This is a genomic window from Nocardioides turkmenicus, assembly GCF_011045035.1.
GTDB classification, from domain to species: domain Bacteria; phylum Actinomycetota; class Actinomycetes; order Propionibacteriales; family Nocardioidaceae; genus Nocardioides; species Nocardioides turkmenicus.
The window spans coordinates 124,403-143,734 of record NZ_JAALAA010000011.1 but is presented as its reverse complement, the minus strand read 5'-3'; the positions used below and the strand labels follow the sequence as shown (position 1 = coordinate 143,734).

At 70.2% G+C, this 19,332-nt stretch carries 16 protein-coding genes; 9 read left to right on the top strand and 7 right to left on the bottom strand.

What is annotated here, in order from left to right; translation table 11 throughout:
• The first annotated feature begins 69 nt into the window (after positions 1–69).
• Genes G5C66_RS14750 through G5C66_RS14730 form a run of 5 tightly spaced genes read left to right on the top strand, consistent with a single transcriptional unit; the run spans position 70 to position 7,583 of the window.
• Positions 70–1,521: a pyridoxal phosphate-dependent decarboxylase family protein gene (locus tag G5C66_RS14750; protein ID WP_338144180.1), complete on the top strand. Its 1,452-nt coding sequence runs from the start codon at positions 70–72 to the stop codon at positions 1,519–1,521.
• Complete coding sequence (locus G5C66_RS14745; RefSeq protein ID WP_165111717.1) at positions 1,518–2,849, top strand: lysine N(6)-hydroxylase/L-ornithine N(5)-oxygenase family protein; 1,332 nt, start codon at positions 1,518–1,520, stop codon at positions 2,847–2,849. The genes G5C66_RS14750 and G5C66_RS14745 overlap by 4 nt, the downstream gene beginning before the upstream one ends.
• Entirely contained in the window at positions 2,846–5,119 is a 2,274-nt protein-coding gene (locus tag G5C66_RS14740; RefSeq protein ID WP_165111716.1) for a GNAT family N-acetyltransferase, read from the top strand. Before G5C66_RS14745 ends, G5C66_RS14740 begins: the two co-directional genes overlap by 4 nt.
• A complete protein-coding gene (locus tag G5C66_RS14735; protein ID WP_165111715.1) occupies positions 5,116–7,095 on the top strand; it encodes a penicillin acylase family protein in 1,980 nt (659 codons plus the stop codon). Before G5C66_RS14740 ends, G5C66_RS14735 begins: the two co-directional genes overlap by 4 nt.
• A complete protein-coding gene (locus tag G5C66_RS14730) occupies positions 7,086–7,583 on the top strand; it encodes a GNAT family N-acetyltransferase (protein WP_165111714.1) in 498 nt (165 codons plus the stop codon). Before G5C66_RS14735 ends, G5C66_RS14730 begins: the two co-directional genes overlap by 10 nt.
• 1 nt (position 7,584) lies before the next feature.
• Here the strand turns inward: G5C66_RS14730 and G5C66_RS14725 are convergent, their stop codons facing one another.
• From G5C66_RS14725 to G5C66_RS14705, 6 genes are all read right to left on the bottom strand, one after another.
• Positions 7,585–7,854, bottom strand: coding sequence for a hypothetical protein (locus G5C66_RS14725; protein ID WP_241248524.1), 270 nt, complete (start codon positions 7,852–7,854; stop codon positions 7,585–7,587).
• Positions 7,855–7,888: 34 nt separating this feature from the next.
• Positions 7,889–8,731, bottom strand: coding sequence for an HNH endonuclease (locus G5C66_RS14720; RefSeq protein ID WP_241248523.1), 843 nt, complete (start codon positions 8,729–8,731; stop codon positions 7,889–7,891).
• 48 nt (positions 8,732–8,779) lie between these two features.
• Positions 8,780–9,181 carry a hypothetical protein gene (locus tag G5C66_RS26045; RefSeq protein ID WP_241248522.1) on the bottom strand — a complete coding sequence of 134 codons (402 nt, stop codon included), beginning with the start codon at positions 9,179–9,181 and terminating at the stop codon, positions 8,780–8,782.
• Positions 9,182–9,569: 388 nt separating this feature from the next.
• Positions 9,570–9,827, bottom strand: a complete 258-nt coding sequence (locus G5C66_RS14715) for a hypothetical protein (protein WP_165111713.1) — start codon at positions 9,825–9,827, stop codon at positions 9,570–9,572.
• Positions 9,828–10,111: 284 nt separating this feature from the next.
• The gene (locus tag G5C66_RS14710; protein ID WP_165111712.1) at positions 10,112–10,627 is read right to left on the bottom strand and encodes a SigE family RNA polymerase sigma factor; all 516 of its coding nucleotides are present in this window, start codon (positions 10,625–10,627) and stop codon (positions 10,112–10,114) included.
• The gene (locus tag G5C66_RS14705; protein WP_165111711.1) at positions 10,614–11,939 is read right to left on the bottom strand and encodes a hypothetical protein; all 1,326 of its coding nucleotides are present in this window, start codon (positions 11,937–11,939) and stop codon (positions 10,614–10,616) included. The genes G5C66_RS14710 and G5C66_RS14705 overlap by 14 nt, the downstream gene beginning before the upstream one ends.
• 116 nt (positions 11,940–12,055) lie before the next feature.
• Here G5C66_RS14705 and G5C66_RS14700 point away from each other — a divergent pair, with 116 nt between their 5' ends.
• From G5C66_RS14700 to G5C66_RS14685, 4 genes are all read left to right on the top strand, one after another.
• Positions 12,056–14,299 carry an HAD-IB family phosphatase gene (locus tag G5C66_RS14700; RefSeq protein WP_338144179.1) on the top strand — a complete coding sequence of 748 codons (2,244 nt, stop codon included), beginning with the start codon at positions 12,056–12,058 and terminating at the stop codon, positions 14,297–14,299.
• A gap of 29 nt (positions 14,300–14,328) precedes the next feature.
• Positions 14,329–15,519 (top strand): zinc-dependent alcohol dehydrogenase, encoded by a 1,191-nt coding sequence (locus tag G5C66_RS14695; RefSeq protein WP_165111709.1) that lies wholly within the window; start codon positions 14,329–14,331, stop codon positions 15,517–15,519.
• Between the two features lie 29 nt (positions 15,520–15,548).
• Entirely contained in the window at positions 15,549–17,129 is a 1,581-nt protein-coding gene (larAH, locus tag G5C66_RS14690) for an NPN-dependent hydroxyacid isomerase, LarAH14/15/16 family (protein WP_165111708.1), read from the top strand.
• 151 nt (positions 17,130–17,280) lie between these two features.
• Complete coding sequence (locus G5C66_RS14685) at positions 17,281–18,213, top strand: lysophospholipid acyltransferase family protein (RefSeq protein WP_165111707.1); 933 nt, start codon at positions 17,281–17,283, stop codon at positions 18,211–18,213.
• A gap of 6 nt (positions 18,214–18,219) precedes the next feature.
• Here G5C66_RS14685 and G5C66_RS14680 read toward each other — a convergent pair whose 3' ends face one another.
• On the bottom strand, positions 18,220–19,302 hold the full coding sequence (locus G5C66_RS14680) for a baeRF2 domain-containing protein (protein ID WP_165111706.1): 1,083 nt from the start codon (positions 19,300–19,302) through the stop codon (positions 18,220–18,222).
• Between the last annotated feature and the right edge of the window lie 30 nt (positions 19,303–19,332).

The following is a 19,332-nucleotide window of genomic DNA, read 5'->3' as shown; positions in this document are numbered from 1 at the left end:
GCGGGAATGCGTTTAGGGTAGCCTCACTTAGGTTCGCCTAACCTAATCACCCCGTGTCGAAGGAGACCAGTGAGCGCACCGCACTTGGAGCATCTGTTCCACCCCGACAATGCTCGTGAGTACACCAGCGGGATCACCGAAGCAATCAGACTGCTCGTCGACCAGCTCGCCACGTGTGATGGCCCCACCACCGGAATCTCGCCCGAGGCGGCCGCTGGACCGGTCGCCGAGATCGACCTGGACACCCCGCTCGTCGACAGCACCGCCGCGCTGGCCGAGATCAGCCGGCTGTGGCTCAAGGACGCGGTCTGGTTCCACGAGCCGTCCTACGCCGCTCACCTCAACTGCCCGGTCGTCATCCCCTCCCTCGTCGGGGAGCTGCTGATCGCGGCCGTCAACACCTCGATGGACACCTTCGACCAGTCCGTGGGCGGCACGTTCATGGAGCGCCGCCTCATCGACTGGACCGCCGCCCGCGCCGGCTACCCGGAGGCGACCCGCGACGGCATCTTCACTTCCGGCGGCAGCCAGTCCAACCTGCAGGCGCTGCTGCTGGCGCGCGGCGAGGCGGAGCGCCGCGGCGTACCTCTGGACCGGCTGCGCTTCCTCACCTCCGCGGACAGCCACTTCTCCATCGCCAAGTCGGCCCGCCTGCTCGGGATGGGCGACGCGGCCGCCATCCCGATCCCGACCGACGCCGAGCACCGGATGGACGTGGCCGCGCTGCGCGAGGCGCTCGACGAGTGCGTCGTCGACGGCCTCGTCCCGGCGGCGGTCGTCGCCACCGCGGGCACCACCGACTTCGGGGTGATCGACCCGCTGCACGCCATCGCCGACGCCTGCCAGGACTTCAACGTCTGGTTCCACGTCGACGCGGCGTACGGCGGCGGGCTGCTCGCCTCGCCGAAGTACCGGCACCTGCTCGACGGTATCGAGCGGTCGAACTCGATCACGATCGACTACCACAAGACCTGGTTCCAGCCCGTGTCCTCCAGCGCTCTGCTGGTCCGCGACCTGGCCACCATGCAGCACGCCTCCTGGTACGCCGACTACCTCAACCCGCGGGAGTCGGAGAACCCCAACCAGGTCGACAAGTCCCTGCAGACCACCCGCCGCTTCGACGCGCTCAAGCTGTGGCTGACGCTGCGCACGATGGGCGCCGACCAGATCGGCGCCTACCTGGAGACCGTGATCGACCTGGCCCGCGAGGTCTACGACATCATCAGCCTGCAGCCGGACATCGAGGTCGTCACCCCCTCGCAGCTCTCCACCGTCGTCTTCCGCTACGTCGACCCGCACCTGGACGAGGACGCGCTTGGCGATCTCAACCGCCGCATCCGCGCGGAGATGTGGAGCGGCGGCCGCGGTGTGGTCGCCGCGACCAAGGTCGGCGGCCGCCAGTTCCTCAAGCTCACCCTGCTCAACCCCAAGGCCACCGTCTCGGACATCCTCGACATCATCGAGCAGGTCCGTGCGCTGGGTCTGTCCTTGGGCCGTCCCGTCGCGGAGGTCGTCCGATGAACGCTCCCCACACGTCAGCCCGCGTCCATGACCTGATCGGTATCGGGCTCGGCCCGTTCAACCTCGGCCTGGCCGCCCTCGCCGACCCGATCGACGAGCTCGACTGCCTCTTCCTCGAGGGCCGGGACCGGTTCGACTGGCACCCCGGCATGATGCTCGACGAGGCGACCCTGCAGGTGCCGTTCCTCGCCGACCTGGTGACGATGGCCGACCCGACCTCGCGGTTCAGCTTCCTCAACTTCCTCAAGCAGACCGGCCGGATCTACCCGTTCTACATCCGCGAGAACTTCCTGCCCCACCGGCGTGAGTACAACCAGTACTGCCAGTGGGTCGCCGAACGGCTCGACTCCATCCGCTTCGGGCAGCACGTCACCTCCGTGGAGCACGACGGCGAGACGTACGTCGTCACCACCGCCTCCGGCGAGACCCACCGGACCAAGCGGCTGGTGCTCGGGACCGGGACGAGCCCGCGTGTCCCCGAGTGCGCGGCCGAGGCCGTGGCGGCCGAGGGGCCGGCGCTGCACAGCTCGGAGTACCTGGCTCGTCGCGACGAGCTCGTGTCTCGGCGCAGCATCACCGTGGTCGGCAGCGGGCAGTCGGCCGCCGAGGTCTACCTCGACCTGCTGAACGCGCAGCCCGACCACGACTACCAGCTGGCCTGGCTGACCCGCAGCCCGCGGTTCTTCTCGATGGAGTACACCAAGCTCACCCTCGAGCTGACCTCGCCGGAGTACTCCGCCTACTTCCAGTCGCTGCCGACCGAGAAGCGCGATCGGCTGCTGAAGTCGCAGCAGAGCCTCTACAAGGGCATCTCGGGCGACACGATCGACGCGATCCACGAGGCGCTCTACACCCGGTCGATCGGTGCTCCCGCCGAGACGACGCTGCTCAGCAACACCGAGGTGCGCGGCGTGACCCGCACCGACGGCGGCTACGACCTCGCGCTCCACCACGTGGAGCAGGAGGAGGACTACGCGATGGAGACCGAGGCGCTGGTCCTCGCGACCGGCTACCGCGCCGGCCTCCCTGCCTTCCTGGAGCCCGTCCGTGACCGTCTTCGTCTCGATGAGCAGGGTCGCTACGCCGCGAGCCCGACCTTCTCGGTCGACACCGCCGACCGCGAGATCTGGGTGCAGAACGGCGAGGAGCACACCCACGGCTTCGTCGCCCCCGACCTCGGCATGGGCGCCTACCGCAGCTCGGTGATCCTCGCCGCCATTCTCGGCCGGGAGCCCTACCCGGTCGAGAAGCGGGTCGCCTTCCAGGAGTTCGGTGTGCCCGACCGATTCAAGATTCAGCCTGGCCAGACGACGGAGGAGAACCGATGAGGATCACGATCGAACCGCTCGAGATCGAGGCCCACCTCGCCACTGTCCACTCCTGGGTGACCCACCCGCGATCGGCGTACTGGATGATGCTCGACGCCACGCTGGAGGACGTCGCCGCGGAGTACGCGCGGATCGCCGGTCACCCGCACCACGACGCCTGGCTCGGCCGGGTCGACGGTGTGCCCGCGTTCCTGGTCGAGACCTACGACCCGGCGCGCAGCGAGCTCGCCGGGATCACCCACCTGCCCGACCTGGCCGACGGCGACCTGGGCATGCACGTCCTGGTCGCGCCGCCAACCGGTGACAGAGTCGGCGAGCCGGTCTCCGGCTACACGACCCGGGTCTTCCGGGCGGTCATGCGGCACTGCTTCGCGGACCCCGGTGTCCGTCGTGTGGTGGTCGAGCCGGACGTACGCAACGAGCCGATCCGCCGCAAGAACACCGAGGCCGGCTTCGTCGAGCTGCGCGAGATCAGCATCGGGGAGAAGACCGCGATGCTCTCGGTCTGCACCCGGGAGATGTACGCTGCCGCCCACCTGCGCCCGGAGAACCTGCGGGTCGCCCACCGGCACCTGGTCGCCAAGGCGATCGCCGAGTTCAGCCACGAGCGGCTGATTGCCCCGGAGGAGACCGAGAGCGGCTGGGAGCTGCAGGGACCGTCCTCGACCTACGCCTTCTCCGCCCGTCGCTTCCTGCTCGACCACTGGGTGGTGGACCCGGACTCGATCGTGCGACGCACGGGGGAGGCACGGGACGTGGACGACGTGGTCGACGCGCAGGCGTTCGTCGCCGAGTTCGCGCCCGACCTGGGCATTCCGGACAAGCTGCTGCCGACCTATCTCGAGGAGCTGGCGGCCACGATCGCCTCGGCCTGCTGGAAGCTCGAGCACCAGACGCTGACCGCCGCCGACCTGGTCGACGCCGACCACCAGAGCGTCGAGGGCGCGATGAGCGAGGGCCACCCGGCCTTCGTCGCCAACAACGGCCGGATCGGCTTCGACATCGACGACCACGCCCGTTGGGCGCCGGAGACGAGCAACGACCTGAGCCTGCTGTGGGTCGCCGTCTCCCGGGACCAGTCCCACCTGGCCCTGGGCCGTGGGGTGGACGAGGACCGTCTCTACGTCGACGAGCTGGGTGAGGCCACGCTGGCCCGGTTCGCGGCGAAGCTGCGCGGGCTGGGCCTCGATCCCGAGGGTTACCGCTACCTGCCGGTCCACCCGTGGCAGTGGCGCCACAAGCTGGCGGTCACCTTCGCGGCCGACGTCGCGGCGCGCCGGATCGTGCTGGTCGGGTCGGGGGAGGACGTCCACCGTCCGCAGCAGTCGATCCGGACGTACTTCAACACCAGCCGTCCCGAGCGGCACTACGTCAAGACCGCGCTGTCGATCCAGAACATGGGCTTCATGCGCGGGCTCTCGCCGGCCTACATGGCCGCGACGCCGGTCATCAACGACTGGGTCGCCGACCTGGTCGAGAGCGACGCGGAGCTGAAGGAGCGCGGGTTCGGCGTACTCCGCGAGCTGGCCTCGATCGGCTGGACCGGCGACATCTTCCACGCCCTGCCGAATCCGTCGCCCTACCGGAAGATGATCGCCGCGCTGTGGCGCGAGTCGCCGGTGCCGCGGCTCTCGGAGGGGGAGCGGTGCGCGACCATGGCGGCGCTGCTCCACCGCGACGCGGCCGGTGCCTCGTACGCGGCCGAGCTGGTCCGTGCCTCCGGCCTGCCGGCCCGGGAGTGGGTGCGCAGCTACCTCGACGCCTACCTGCGGCCGCTGGTGCACTGCCTGCTGGCGTACGACCTGGCGTTCATGCCGCACGGCGAGAACCTGGTGATGGTGCTGCGCGACCACGTCCCGGTGCGGATGTTCATGAAGGACATCGGCGAGGAGGTGGCGGTGATGGGCGACCTGCCGCTCCCCGAGGAGGTCTCCCGGATCCGCGGCTCCTTCCCTGACGACGTCAAGGCGCTCGCGGTCCACACCGACATCTTCGACGGAGTGCTGCGCTACGTCGCCGCGATCCTCGATGATGAGGGCGTGCTGCCGGAGACCGAGTTCTGGGCCGAGGCCCGGGCGTGCATCGTCGACCACGCCGCCGACCACCCCGAGCTGGCCGATGCGGTCGCGCGCTACGACTTCCTGCGTCCGCGGTTCCGCCACTCGTGCCTCAACCGGCTGCAGCTGCGCAACACGCTGCAGATGGTCGACATCACCGACCAGGCCGAGTCGCTCATCTTCGCGGGTACGCTCGCCAACCCGGTCGCATGACACTGTTCAGAGATGAGTGGGGCATCCCGCACATACGGGGTGTCTCGCTGACCGAGGTGGCCCGGCTCCAGGGCCGGGCGACCGCGCGGGACCGCGCCTGGCAGCTCGAGATCGAGCGGCTGCGCGGTGAGGGCCGCACCGCCGAGCTGCTCGGGCCGGCCGGGCTGGAGTGGGACACCTTCGCCCGTCGTGCCCGGATCGCGGCGGTGTCGCAGGTCGCCTACGCGGGGCTCGACGAGGAGACCCAGGAGTTCCTGACGGCGTACGTCGACGGGGTCCGCGCCGGCCTCGCAGAGACCTCCTGCGTCGAGCTCGACGGGCCCGACGGGCTCGGCGCGGCGCCCGGGACCTGGCAGCCGTGGACGCCGCTGGCGGTCTTCTGGGTCCAGCAGATCCTCTTCGGCTCGTTCCCCTCGAAGCTCTTCGGTGCCCGGGCTGCCCGGGTGCTCGGGGCCGAGGCCGAGCTGTTCCGCACCGAAGGCCTCTCCGGCGGCTCCAACGCGTACGCCGTCGGCGGAGGCCGCACCCGCTCCGGGCTGCCGCTGGTCGCCGGTGACCCGCACCGGGTCTTCGAGGCGCCCAACGTCTATCTCCAGGTGCGGCTGGCCTGCATCGACCCCGACGACACCTTCGACGTGGTCGGGATGACCTTCCCCGGCGTCCCCGGCGTGCAGCACTTCGCGCACGCCGGACAGGTCGCGTGGGGGATCACCAACGCGATGGGCGACTACCAGGACCTCTACCGTGTCGACCTGCGGCCGGGCGGTGACGTGGTGCGACGGAGCGTGGAGACGGTGCTCGTCCGCGGAGAGGAGCCGGTCTCGGTCGAGGTCCTCGAGACCGAGCGTGGGCCGGTGGTCCTCGACGATCCTGAGGAGGGCTGGGGTCAGGCGCTGCGTACGCCCGGCCACGAGCTCGGCGACCTCGGCTTCGGCGCGCTGCTGCCGCTGCTGCGGGCCCGCTCGGTCGCCGACGTGGAGGCTGCGGTCGAGAGCTGGGTCGAGCCGGTCAACAACTGGGTGATCGCCGACGCGGCCGGCGACGTCGTCCACACGGTCGGCGGCCGGGTGCCCACCCGTGACGAGGCGGGGGAGTGGACCGGCTGGGTCGACCCGCTCCCGCGGCGTACGGCCTCTTCTGGTGGCGCCGTGGTGACCGCCAACGACCGGTGTATGCCGGAGTTCGACGTGCTCGCGACCGGCTTCGCTCCGCCGTTCCGGGCGCAGCGGATCGGGCAGCTCCTCGACGAGGCCGGACCGCTCGATGCCGAGCAGGCGGTCGCCGTGCTCGCCGACACCATGCAGCGCGCCGGCGAGCCGCTGCTGGCGCTGGTCCCGGCCGATCTCCGGCCACCGTTCCTCGCCGAGTGGGACGGCGCGATGGACGGGTCGCAGGGTGCGGCCTGGTACGCCGCACTGCGCGCCGAGGTGGTCGACCGCATCTGCGCGGCACCCACCCTCGCGCCGCTGCGGGAGCCGTCGGACCACGGACCGCTCTACGAGCCGTGGTTCAGCCTGCCGGCGCGGGTGGCCGGCGCGCTGCACGTCATCCTGGCCGCCGAGAAGCCCTTCGGGCTGGACCCCCGCGAGCTCGTCGCCGAGGCGGCCGAGGCGGTGCGCGAGGCCGAGCCCGCACCGTGGCCGGAGGTCCATCGGTTCTGGCCGCTGCATGCCCTGGAGCAGTTCGAGCTCCCGCACACCCGGACGGCGCCCGCCACTCCGCTCCCTGGCGACACCGACACGGTCCGTTGCAACGCCTGGATCCCGGGGACCACTGTGACCGTACGTGGCTCGGTGGCCCGGTACGCCTGGGACCTCGCCGACCGAGACAACAGCCGCTGGGTCGTACCGCTGGGTGTCAGCGGCGACCCGAACAGTCCCCACCACACCGACCAGCACCACGCCTGGGCCGACGGAGGCGCCGTACGCGTCGTCACCGACTGGTCCCTGCTCACCGAGGAGACGACATGCCCCTGACCATCCGCGACCTGGAGCCTTCGGCCGACATCGACCTGCTGTGCAGCTGGCTGCACGACGACCGGGCCAAGTTCTGGGGCATGGTCGAGAAGCCGCGCGAGGAGATCGAGGAGATCTACACCTGGCTGCAGGAGCAGCCGCACCTGGCGGCGTACATCGTCGAGATCGACAGCGAGCCGGTCGCCCTGTTCCAGACCTGGGACCCCGAGGTCGACGAGCTCGGCACCTTCTACGACCGCCGCCCCGGCGACATCGGTGCGCACCTCTTCCTGGCCGACACCCCGACCCGCAAGGGCAAGACCGAGGGTGTCATGGACTTCTTCATCGAGGAGGTCATCGTCAAGGCCGGTGCCCGCCGCATCGTCGTCGAGCCGGACGCCACCAACGAGGCCTCCCTCGCCCGACTCGACGACTACGGCTTCAAGCGAGGCCCGGTCGTCCAGCTCCCGCACAAGCTCGCCCAGTACGCCTTCCTCGACCTGCCCTGACTCACGACAGCTTCTGGGCGACCTCGTTGAGGTTGTTCCGCAGCTTGGCGCGGTAGGCGTCGTGCTGCTCGGGCAGTCGCGCGTCGCAGAAGGCGGCGAGGTCGGGGCCGGTGACGTCGAGGCGCGGGCTTCCATGCGCTTCCAGTCCTTCTTGTCGCCGATGAGGCGGGTGAGGATGTTGTTCATGGTGGTGCTCCTTCTTCGGTGGTTTCGGGCCCCTTGTTTGGGGCTGTGGAAGAAGCGTGCAGGTCTGACGTAGCGTCAAGGTCAAGCACTGATCCGAAGAAAGTTCCCTCGGCGCTGGGTCAGGCCGCGAGGCGGTGGTCGAGGAGTAGGTCGCGCAGCGCGAACTCTCTCGGAGAGAGCGGTGGCGGATCTGGGCGCCAGGTGTCGGGTGGCGGGCTGGTGTAGACGTGGCCGCTGGGTGTGATGGTGACGATGGAGCCGTCGGGTCCTGGTCTGGCCCGCCAGCCGATCGCTTCCTTGGCTTGGTTGCAGCGTTCGCACAACCCTTGGAGGTTCTCGGCACCGGTAGTGCCGACGTCGGCGAATCGCTCGACGTGGTCGATGTTGCGGATCGGCGCATCACAGCCCACGGTCCGGCAGATCCCCCCGTCACGGGTGGCGACGAACTCCGCGAGCCCGTCAGGGGCTTTGCGGGACCGGGATTCCATCGCCACCAACTGTCCGGCGGGGTCGGTGAACAACCTGCGGACGAATACCTCCGCATCGCTGAGGGCGTCACGCGCCCAGGCGGCGGGGACGGGTCCGTAGCCCTCGACCATCGCGGGCTGGTCGGCGTCGTTGGCCAGTGCGTCGGCCGTCATCACGATCTTGACCTCGATCCGCGGCTTGACCCCGGCCTCACGCCCGGTGACCCGGGCAACCAGGGTGTCGGCCATGACCTGACCCCGCGACCGCTCATCACCAGCAGCCCGGGCAGCGTTGGCGGCCTGATCCAAGGCCGCGAACACCGCGACCCCGTCCTTGACCGGCAACAGGGCACCGAGCCAGGTCATCGTGTCGGGTGCCGGCCGCAGGCTGACCCGTCGGTCCTTGGCCGCGTTGGCGGCTCGGTTGACGACGGATTCCTGGTCGAGGGTGATGGCGAGTTTCTTGGCGGCGTTCTCGAGCTGCCGCAGCCCCATCGCCACCGCCTTCGCGGGCTCACCACCCGGTCCAGGTGCGCAGAGCTCCTAGTCGACAACGCGGCGGTCTTCGAGGGAGAGGCACGCGGTCTCGCGGGCGAGGATGGTGGCCTGCCACTGCGAGAACAGGCCGGCCTTCATCAACCTGAAGGTGTGCGGCATCTCGGTGAGCAGGATCTTCGCCAGCCCGAGCAGCTTGGCTCCCTTCGCGGGGGAGACTCGACGAGCGAGCGCGACCTGCGAGGCCACGCCTTCACCCAGCTTGCGAGTCGGAACCCCAGCCTTGGCCTGCCGCTTGCGGGCGGCTTCCTCCAGACGTACCGCTGCTTCTGCCTGAACCGCCTCGGCTCGGCACTTCACTGTTTCGAGTCGGGTGATCCAGTCGACCAGCTCATGCTCGGACGCACCGGGTGGTGGTCCGTCGAGGAGGCGGTCGATGGTCTCGTACATGCGTCTTATTATATGCGAGACAGCGACACGGCGCGACTCATTTATGCTGGTCAGGCCCATGTTACGCAGTCGGCGAACAGGAATCATGAGTGCTGCGCCACTCTGTCGCCGCCGCCCCGATATAGGCGAAATCTTTCTCGATCGGGTGCCGGGTCAAGGATGGCCGAAGGCCACCGCGAAGCGGCGGGCGAAGCCCGTCCTTGACGCGGTGGCTGATCGAGAAACACTCAAAGCAAGGGTCGGCGGCGAACCCGACAACGAAAACACAGTCGCTCAACCGAGCTTTCCCGAGAAGAGAAATGTGTTGGTCTCGACACGCCTCCGCCTAGCGGCTCCGGCGGCTCGACCAGCGGGGTCGACCAGCGGGGAAGCGGCTCGACCAGCGGGTTCAGGAGTCAGCCACCATCTCGACAAGCCGCCCCATAGCCCCGAGCTCGGCGTCGTGAACCCCCTCGTCAGGAACGATGACGAGCGACCACAACCGACTCCCGACAGCAACATTTCCGACCACGAGATCACCGTCGTCGTGCGACTCGATACACACGAACGCCCGGTCGCCGATCTCGACCGGCGCAGGTGAGGGGATGCAGTCCTCCCGGCTCGCGTCGAGCCCGGCGGAGACAGACGTGTCGACGAGCGTCGTCACGAAGATCGCGCCCCGATCGCTGGTGTAGGTGCAGACGTCCTCGTCAGCGGAACGCGACCACGACCCGGGGATGGCGCTGGCGACCTGCGCAGGCTCGAAGAGACACGGCCCCGATGCCTCGACAGGTGACGAGGCGGAGGGCCTGGGACCAGGGCTGCGTGTCGTCGGCTGGTCCGATCCGCAGCCCGCGAGAGCGGTCGCGGAGAGGGCGGCTGCGACACTGAGCAGCTTCCTCGACACGTACGTCTCCTCAGGGTTTGCGGGGGTTCCGCCAGTTTCGCAGGTCACCCGCGCAAGCCCGCAACCGAGGATCCATCGGGCGCGTCGAGATCGGGAATCGACGCCCGAAGACGGGCGAGCGCGTCGCTGGTCTGGGACTTGACGGTGCCGATGGAGACGCCGAGCGTGGCCGCGGTCTCGCGCTCGGCGAGGTCGTCGTAGTAGCGCAGGACGATGACCGCACGCTGCCGAGGTGCGAGCCGCAGCAGCGCATCCCGAACGGCGACGCCAGAGGTCAGGTCCGGACCGGTCGCCTCCCGCTCGGGGAGGTGTGCGACCACGGTCTCCCGCCACCGGCGGGTGCGCCACCGGGTGGTGGCTTCGCGGGCGAGCACCTTGCGGACGTACGCCTCGGGGTTGTCCTTGATCCTGCCCCACCTCGGCACCACCTTGATGAGGGTCGTCTGGACCAGGTCCTCGGCGTCCGCGGCCTGGCCGGTGAGGAGGAAGGCCGTACGCAGCAGGGCCGGTCGGCGTGCCGCGACGAACTCCTCGAAGCTGTGGCTGTCAGCGTCCCGCACGGCGCCTCCAGGCGAGGATCGCGACCGCAGCGCCGGCGACGATCGCAGCGGCCGTGCCCGTGATCCTCCACGGAGACCAGGGCCGGGGCGGGGCCGGCTGCTCGCGGACCGGCGAGTCGAGGAGGTTGATCGCGAACCGGGCCTCGTCGGCGTTCTGGACGAATGTCGTCGTGGAGCCGTCACGAATGTCCACCGACCGAAGGTCGAGATGAGCTTCGTCGTCGGGGCCTTCGGCGTAGGCGGCGAGGTGGGTCGCGTCCAGCCAGGCAACGATGCCGAGGCTCTGTACGTCGATCGTGCGGGTGGTCCCGTCATCGATGTCGACGAGCTCGACGGTGTCCGGCGCGGAGGATCCGGTGAGGAACGCGACTCTCGTCGCGTCGGGGCTCAGGACGGTGAACATGCTGCCGCTCACCCTCGACGCATCGGAGGTGCGCGTCCTGACCGACGTCGTCGAACCGTCGTTACCGATCAGGGTGCTTGTCCCGCTGCGCCGCTCGGTGTCATCGCTGCCGTCGATGAGCGTCCCGTGGCCGTTCGTGCTGGTCCTTGCGATGTCGACGGACAGAGCGTCGGCCGTGCCGTTGGCCAGGTCATGGACAAAGCTCCGGTTGGGCGTGACGCTGCAGCAGTCCCGCATCTGGCCGTACGCCACGCCCAGATGCTCCGGGTCGAACCAGACGAAGGCCTGGCCGCCGATGCCGTGCTGGGTCCGCTGCACCTGGCGCTCGACCTCGCCGGTGACGGTGTCGTAGACGGCATAGCCGACGATCGGCGGGAAGTCGGAGAATGCACTGCTGCTCGGCACCTTCGGACGTCTCGGGAACGGATCGGGAACCGAGCCGGTGATCCAGTACGCCACGTGTCGGCCGTCGGGCGACAGCGCCGCGTCACGGAGATGCTCCGGATGCGCGTCGGGAAGGTCGAGGAACCGGTAGTCGCCGGCGGTCGCCGAGACTCCGACCAGCCCGAACCCACGATCGGACCAGCCCTTGCGCTCGGTCTGGATCGTCGCGATCAGCACCCCTGGCGGACCCTGCTCGTCGGTCCCCGGGAGATAGGGGCTCGGCGTGAAGATCCGAGCCGGGACGTACGACTTCGTCTCGGTCTCCGCGACCGGCGGCTCGACAGCGCGCTGCTGCCAGGTCACCGAGCCCAGCGCGATCAGCAGCAGGCAGGCGACAGCAGCGATGGCGACGGTGCCGAGACGGCGCGTACGCGCGACGCGGCGGCCGCGCCGCCACAGCTGCCCCGGCGGGGCGCCGCCGGTGGGTGCCTCGCGAGCGAGGTCATCGAGCAGGTCGGTCAGCACATCGGTCTCCCTATCGTCGTCCGATGGCTTACACGTATCGAGCCTCGCCGATGGTTGGGTCCCGATTTGAACAGAATTGACGTGCAGACTTTGCTGGATTGGGCAGAATCACCCGGGTGACCTCTGAGATCAGAGAACGGCTCGCGGGACAGCACGTCCTGCTCACGGGCGTGACCGGCTTCGTCGGGGAGGCGCTGCTGCATCTGCTGCTGACCGAGGTGCCGGACGTACGTCTCAGCGTCCTCGTGCGGCCCAAGGGCTCGACATCGGGTGAGGCGAGGATCGCGAAGCTGCTGGCCAAGCCGATCTTCGAGACGGTCGCCGACGCGGAGGTCAACGTCGTCGAGGGCGACCTCTCCGATCCGCCCCCGCTCCCGGATGATCTCGACGCGGTCGTCCACTCTGCGGGCGACGTCTCGTTCGACCCGCCGGTGGACGAGGGGTTCGTCACCAACGTCGTCGGCGTGCGTGAGCTGCTCAAGCGGGTCGAGGAGACCGGACGCGACATCCACTATCTGCACGTCTCGACCGCGTACGTCTCCGGGCGGCGGAGGGGGCACATCCCCGAGGGTCCCGTGGACCATGCCGTCGACGTGGACGCCGAGCTCGCCTGGGGGCTGGCGCAGCGCGCCGCGGTCGAGGAGCGCTCGCGCAGCGTCGAGGTGATCTCCAGGCTGCGCAAGCAGGCCGAGCGCGAGCACGGCCGCGCCGGCCTGATGACCGCCGCCGCTGCCGCGGAGGAGGCGCGGAAGAAGTGGGTGAAGGAGGAGCTCGTCCGTCTCGGCACCGAGCGGGCGCGCTCGCTGGGCTGGACCGACTGCTACACCTTCACCAAGGCGCTGGGGGAGCGGGTCGTGGAGGCCTATGCCGCAGCCGGCCATCGCGCCACGATCTACCGGCCGGCGATCATCGAGTCGGCTCTCTCCCGCCCGCATCCGGGCTGGATCGAGGGCTTCAAGATGGCCGAGCCGCTGATCCTGGCCTACGGGCGCGGCGAGCTGCCGCTCTTCCCGGCGGCCGCCGACACGGCCATCGACATCGTGCCCGTCGACCATGTGGTCGCCTCCATCGTCGCCTGCCTCGCCCACCCGCCGCAGCACGGCGAGCCCGCCTACTTCCACCTCGCCTCCGGCGACCGCAACCCGGTGACCTTCGGGATGCTCTACGAGGAGGTGCGCGCCTACTTCTCCAAGGAGCCCTTCGCGGCCGGCGACCGCGGGGCCGCGCGGCTGCCGGAGTGGACCTTCCCGGGCGGCGCCTCGGTCGAGCGGATGATGACGACCGGCGAGAAGGTGCACAAGCTCGCCGACACCCTCCTCGGGCTCGCGCCGCGCAGCGACCGCACTCGCGGCTGGGCCCGCGACCTCGACCGGCAGGGTCGCCGGCTGAAGTTCCTGCGGCGCTACCTGGACCTCTACAAGGAGTACGCCCAGGCCGACCTGCGCTTCGTCGACGCCAACACGCTCGCGCTCTACCGGTCGCTGTCGCCGGCCGACCAGGAGACCTTCGCCTTCGACACCGGCGTGATCGACTGGCACGAGTACCTCTACGGCATCCACGTGCCGTCGGTGACCAAGCCGGTCCGTGAGCTCGACGAGCTGCGCAAGCTGCGGAAGAAGCCGGTCCCCGGCCGCCTCCCGAGGGTCAAGGAGGAGCGGGTCGCCGCCTTCTTCGACCTCGACGGCACCCTGATGTCCTCCAACGTGATCGAGACCTACCTCTGGCTGCGCCTCGGCGAGCTGTCGGGCACCAAGAAGGCGGCAGAGATCGCCCGGATGGCCGGCAAGGTGCCCAAGTACGTGTGGGCGGACCGTGCCGAGCGCAGCTCGCTGCTGCGTACGGTCTACAAGGAGTACGCCGGTGCGCGGCTCTCCGAGCTCGACGAGATCGTCGACCAGCACCTGACCACGCACATCCTCGGGCGGCTGGCTCCGGGCGCGGTGCGGCGGATCCGGGAGCACCGTGCCGCGGGGCACGTGACGGTGCTGGTCACCGGCGCGATCCGGCCGCTGACCAGGCCGCTGCGGCCGCTCTTCGACCACATCGAGGCCGCCGACCCGGCCGTCGACGACCGTGGGTTCTGCACCGGCCACCTGGCCGCCTCGCCGCTGGTCGGGGAGTCCCGCGGGGCGTTCGTCCGCGAGTGGTCCCGCCGCGAGGGCATCTCGCCGGCCGACTGCTTCGCCTACGCCGACTCCCACTCCGACCTCCCGCTGCTCGCGGCGGTCGGGCACCCGGTGGCCGTGCGGCCGGACGTACCTCTCTTCCGGCACGCCAAGAAGTCGCACTGGACGATCGTCGACTGGGAGTCCCCGGGACACGCGAGCCGTACGCTCGACCCGGCCGGGCTGCGGCGATGAGGCCGACGAGCTCGATGAGGAGGGGCTGAATGCTCGCGCTCGAGATGTACCGCAGCGTCGCCAAGACGGCGCTGGGTAAGGTCGCCGGAGGCCGGCTGCCGCTGCTGCTGACCGGAGCTGCGGCACCGCTGCGGATGGTGACGCTCGACCCGCCCAAGGTCGACCACGACGGGTGGGCGCGGCTGAAGGTGTCGCTCGCCGGGATCTGCGGGTCCGACCTGGGGATGCTGTCGGGGAAGACCTCCCTCTACTTCCAGCCGCTGGTGAGCCTGCCGTTCGTGCCCGGCCACGAGATCGTCGGCGAGCTGCTCGACCCGTGCGGCGACCTGCCGGCCGGCACCCGCGTGGTCGTCGACCCCGTTCTGACCTGCGCTGCGCGGGGGTTGGAGGCGTGCGAGGCGTGTGCCCGGGGTGAGACCAACCGGTGCTCCCGGATCACCGTCGGCGACATCTCCTCCGGGCTGCAGACCGGGTTCTGCCACGACACCGGCGGCGGCTGGTCGCAGCAGCTCTCGGTGCACCGCTCCCAGCTCCACGTGGTGCCCGACGGCTACTCCGACGAGCAGGCGCTGCTCGCAGAGCCGGTCGCCTGTGCGGTCCACACGGCCCGGCGGGCCGCGATCAAGCCCGGCGACCGCGTGCTCGTCTCGGGCGCCGGCTCGGTCGGGCTGCTGGCCACGCTGGCCCTGCGCGAGCTCACCGACGCCGCCGAGATCCTGGTCGTCGCCAAGCACGCTCACCAGCGGGAGCTGGCGCTCGAGTTCGGCGCCACCGAGGTCGTCGCGCCGGGCGAGACGCTGCGGCGAATCCGCCGTGCGACCAGCGCTTTCATGCTCGAACCCGAGATGCTCTCCTCGCCCTATCTCCTCGGCGGAGTCGACGTGACCGTCGACGCGGTCGGCTCCAAGGAGTCGCTGCAGACCTGCCTGCACGCCACCCGCGCCGGCGGCCGGGTGGTGCTCTCCGGGATGCCTGCCTCGGCCGACCTGTCGGCGGCCTGGTTCCGCGAGCTCGAGGTGGTCGGGACGTACGCCTCCTCCCGAGGCTCAGGCGATTTCGCCACCGCCCTGGACCTGGTCGGCCACGACGCCATGTGCCGCCTCGCCAAGACCGTCGCGCCGTACCCGCTCCACCGCTGGCGCGAGGCCCTCGACCATGCCCACTCAGCCGGTCGGCTCGGCACCGTCAAGGTGGCGTTCGACCCCCGCCGGACCAGTTGAACACAGCCGTCATAGAAGGAGAGTCATCGATGACACGCCCAGGCTTCGTGCTGGAGGTCGACGACCGTACGCCGCCCCTGCTCGTCCACGAGGGGCTCGGGTTCCGGCTGGAGGAGTTCCCGCAGGGCACCCGGGTGGTCTACCCGCCCGAGTCGCTGCCGACGGTGCCGGACGTGGACGAGGCGATCCGGGAGGCCCTGGAGAGGCCGGTCGACTCCGAGCCGCTGCGCGAGCTGATGTTCCCGGGGATGCGGCTGACGATCGCCTTCGACGACCTCTCGCTGCCGCTGCCCACCATGAAAGCGCCCGACATCCGGGGCCGGATCATCGAGCAGGTGCTCACGATCGCGGCCGAGAAGGGCGTCGACGACGTGGAGATCATCGCGGCGCTGGCTCTCCACCGCCGGATGACCGACGCCGAGATGAAGCACATCGTCGGCGAACGGGTCTTCCGCTCCTTCGCCCCGTCCGGGAAGCTCTACAACCACGACGCCGAGGACCGCGCCAACCTCGAGCACCTGGGCGTCACCGAGAAGGGTGAGGACGTCGAGATCAACAGGCGGGCGGCCACCTCCGACCTGCTGATCTACGTCAACGTCAACCTCGTCGCGATGGACGGCGGCCACAAGTCGGTCGGTATCGGGCTGGCGTCCTACAAGTCGATCAAGCACCACCACAACGCCAAGACCATGGTCCACTCCCGGAGCTTCATGGACCACAAGCACTCCGAGATGCACTCCTCGGCCTGGCGGATGGGCCGGCTGATCGGCGAGAACGTCAAGGTCTTCCAGATCGAGACGACGCTGGACAACGAGGTCTTCGGTCGTCCCTACGACACCTTGCTCAAGCGCGAGTGGGAGTGGTCGCTGCGTGACCAGGCCACCGTGCTCGGCCTGCGCCGGGGCCTGGCGGTGGCGCCGCAGAAGATGCGCCACAAGATGTTCCACGACCTGCGATCCAACTACGGGCTGACCGGGATCACCGCCGGCGCCGTGGAGCCGGTCCACGAGCTGACCGTGCAGCGCGTCCACCAGCAGCAGCGGGTCAAGGTCGAGGGTCAGTCCGACGTGATGGTGATGGGGGTGCCCTACCTCGGCCCCTACAACGTCAACTCGACCATGAACCCGATCCTGGCCGCCTGCATGGGCCTGGGCTACTACTTCAACTCCTACCTGCGCCGGCCGGTGGTGCGCGAGGGCGGCGTCGCGATCCTCTACCACCCGCTCGACGAGGGCTTCAACACGCTCACCCACCCCTCCTACGTGGACTTCTACGAGGAGGTTCTGGCCGACACGACCGACCCTGCGTTGATCGGGCCGAAGTTCGAGGAGCAGTTCGCCACGGACCCGTGGTACGTCCACCTCTACCGCACCTCCAACGCCTACCACGGCGTCCACCCGTTCTACATGTGGTACTGGATCGCGCACGCGCTCGACCACCTCGGCGACGTCATCTGGGTCGGCGGGAACCCGAAGGCCGCGGCTCGGATGGGCTTCCGATCCGCGACCACCTTGCGCGATGCCCTGGAGATGGCGAGCTCGACCGTCGGGCCGTCGCCGTCGATCACCTATCTGCGCAACCCACCGCACCTGCTGGCGGACGTCCGATGAGCGCCATCGTCGGTCGAGCCGGATTCGTGAGGAACGAGCGAATCCGTGTCGAGACCAAAACGGTCGGGTCGAGCGCGGAGGGGACTGCGTTGGTTTCGACACGCCTCCGCCTAGCGGCTCCGGCGGCTCAACCAGCGGGGGAGGCACCGCGATGAGCGGCTTCTGGAAAGAGACGGTCCGCGACGTACGCCTGATGAAGCGGGGCTGGCGCTGGGGTCACCGGGCGCAGGTGCCGCGGTCGGCGGAGCCGTTCGTGCCGCCGGCGACGACGACGGTCTTCGACAACGAGTGGTCGCGCAAGCCCGCCGCGCGGGCGGTCCGGGAGGTCGCCCAGGCGGGGCTCGAGGCGGTGTTCCGCTCCCAGGTGAAGACCCAGGTCGAGGGCCTCGACGTGCTCGACCGGCTCGACGGGCCGGTGATCTTCGTGGCCAACCATGCCTCCCACCTCGACACCCCGCTGATCCTGCTGTCGCTGCCGGACGAGTGGCGCAGGCGTACGGCGGTGGCGGCTGCCGCCGACTACTTCTTCGACACCTGGTGGCGGGCGGTCGGGTCGTCGCTCGTCTTCAACACGCTGCCGATCGACCGTCGCGGGGGAGCGCTGTCGACCCAGCCGGGCGAGGTGCTCGCCGAGGGCTGGTCGCTGGTCGTCTTCCCCGAGGGCACCCGGTCCAAGGACGGCACCGTCGGCCGGTTCCGGTCCGGCGCCGCCTACCTGGCCCTGGAGTACGGCGTCCCGGTCGTCCCGATCGCCCACCGTGGCACCTATGCCGCGATGCCGCGGGGCGTGAACTGGCCCGAGAAGGACAGGTCCGGCGGCCGCCGTCAGCTGACCGTACGTTTCGGGGAGCCGCTCCGCCCAGCCGAGGGTGAGTCGGTGCGCGAGTTCGCGCCCCGGATCCGGGCGGCGGTGGCGAGGCTGCTGGATGAGGACGCCACCGACTGGTACGCCTCGATGCGCCGTGCCGCCGAGCGCAGCACTCCCGACCCCGCCGGTGAGGAGATCGCCGAGTGGCGCAAGATCTGGGCGGCCACGGAGTCTCCCGACACCGAGCCGGACAAGATCCGGGCCTGGCGCCGCTGACCCGGCTCAGGACCAGCGCAGCAGCGCCGCGACGGGCGCGTCGCCGAGCAGGCTCGCGGGCAGCACGCACACCTCCGCGTCGGTGAGGACCGCCGCGGCGATGAGCGCCTCGCCGGCCTCGACCGGGCCGTCGACCGGAGCCTCGCCGAAGCTGAGGCCGGGGTGGTCCGCCGGGTCGAGCGTGCGCCCGGCCAGGGCGTCCGGGTCGATCAGCAGCGTCTCGACACGGCCGGTGACGAAGGCGTCGGCGACGTCGCGTACACCGGTGGCCGCGCGGTCGCCACGGCCCCAGGCCTCCTCGAGCCGCCGGACGAGTGCCGTGCGGCGGCGTACGACTCGGTCGAGCAGCGCGCTGCGGATCGCGTCCTCGCGCGCCTCGTCGCCGCCGTCGGCGGCACGCTGCCCGCTTGCCAGCTCGACCACCTCGACCGGAAGGTCGGCGAGGTCGTCGCGCAGCCTGCCCACCGAGGCCGGGTCACCGCCGACGAGCACGAGCTCGTGGCCGTGGTCGCGGATCAGCCGGGTGACCTCCTCGGCCACCTTGTCGGCGTTGTGCCGCCAGACGTTGTCGGTGGTCTGCTGCATGCGGAAGGCCGCCCAGCCGACGTTGTCCTGGACCTTGTGCACGTGCTCGAGCTCGTCGCCCTCGACGGTGGTCGTGCTCGTCGGCCGCGGCATGCCCGAGTCCCACAGCGAGATCTCACCGCCGGTGTGGTCGACCATGACCAGCACGAACGGCATCGAGGCGTCGCGGGCGGCGATCCAGGTGCCGAGGTCGGGCAGCGCGTCCCAGGTCGCGACCTGGTTGGGGACCTCGGCGACGGCCACCTCGTCGTAGGCGACCCCCTCGGGCGTCGCGACGACGACGTGCGCCAGCGGCGCGGGCTGGTGCAGGTTCGTCCCCAGCCGCTCCGAGACCTGTGCCACGACCTCCGGTGGGGCGCCCTGCGCGGAGAGCTCCTCGCAGACGGCGCGGACGCGCAGCTCCTTGGCGTGGGCCGCGTTCTCCGAGTCCTGGCTGACGTCGGCCAGCACGGTGGCGTACGGACCTGGGCGGTTCAACAGAGTGGTGAATCCAGCGGTGTCCATACCGGTGTGGTACCCACCCGAGGGCGATGT

What these genes read in the sequence shown, in the direction of transcription:
- G5C66_RS14745 (WP_165111717.1), top strand. Translation starts at nt 1,518, where the DNA reads ATGAACGCTCCCCACACGTCAGCCCGCGTCCATGACCTGATCGGTATC.
- G5C66_RS14740 (WP_165111716.1), top strand. Translation starts at nt 2,846, where the DNA reads ATGAGGATCACGATCGAACCGCTCGAGATCGAGGCCCACCTCGCCACT.
- G5C66_RS14735 (WP_165111715.1), top strand. Translation starts at nt 5,116, where the DNA reads ATGACACTGTTCAGAGATGAGTGGGGCATCCCGCACATACGGGGTGTC.
- G5C66_RS14730 (WP_165111714.1), top strand. Translation starts at nt 7,086, where the DNA reads ATGCCCCTGACCATCCGCGACCTGGAGCCTTCGGCCGACATCGACCTG.
- G5C66_RS14720 (WP_241248523.1), bottom strand. Translation starts at nt 8,731, where the DNA reads ATGGGGCTGCGGCAGCTCGAGAACGCCGCCAAGAAACTCGCCATCACC.
- G5C66_RS26045 (WP_241248522.1), bottom strand. Translation starts at nt 9,181, where the DNA reads ATGTACGAGACCATCGACCGCCTCCTCGACGGACCACCACCCGGTGCG.
- G5C66_RS14695 (WP_165111709.1), top strand. Translation starts at nt 14,329, where the DNA reads ATGCTCGCGCTCGAGATGTACCGCAGCGTCGCCAAGACGGCGCTGGGT.
- larAH (WP_165111708.1), top strand. Translation starts at nt 15,549, where the DNA reads ATGACACGCCCAGGCTTCGTGCTGGAGGTCGACGACCGTACGCCGCCC.
- G5C66_RS14685 (WP_165111707.1), top strand. Translation starts at nt 17,281, where the DNA reads ATGAGCGGCTTCTGGAAAGAGACGGTCCGCGACGTACGCCTGATGAAG.
- G5C66_RS14680 (WP_165111706.1), bottom strand. Translation starts at nt 19,302, where the DNA reads ATGGACACCGCTGGATTCACCACTCTGTTGAACCGCCCAGGTCCGTAC.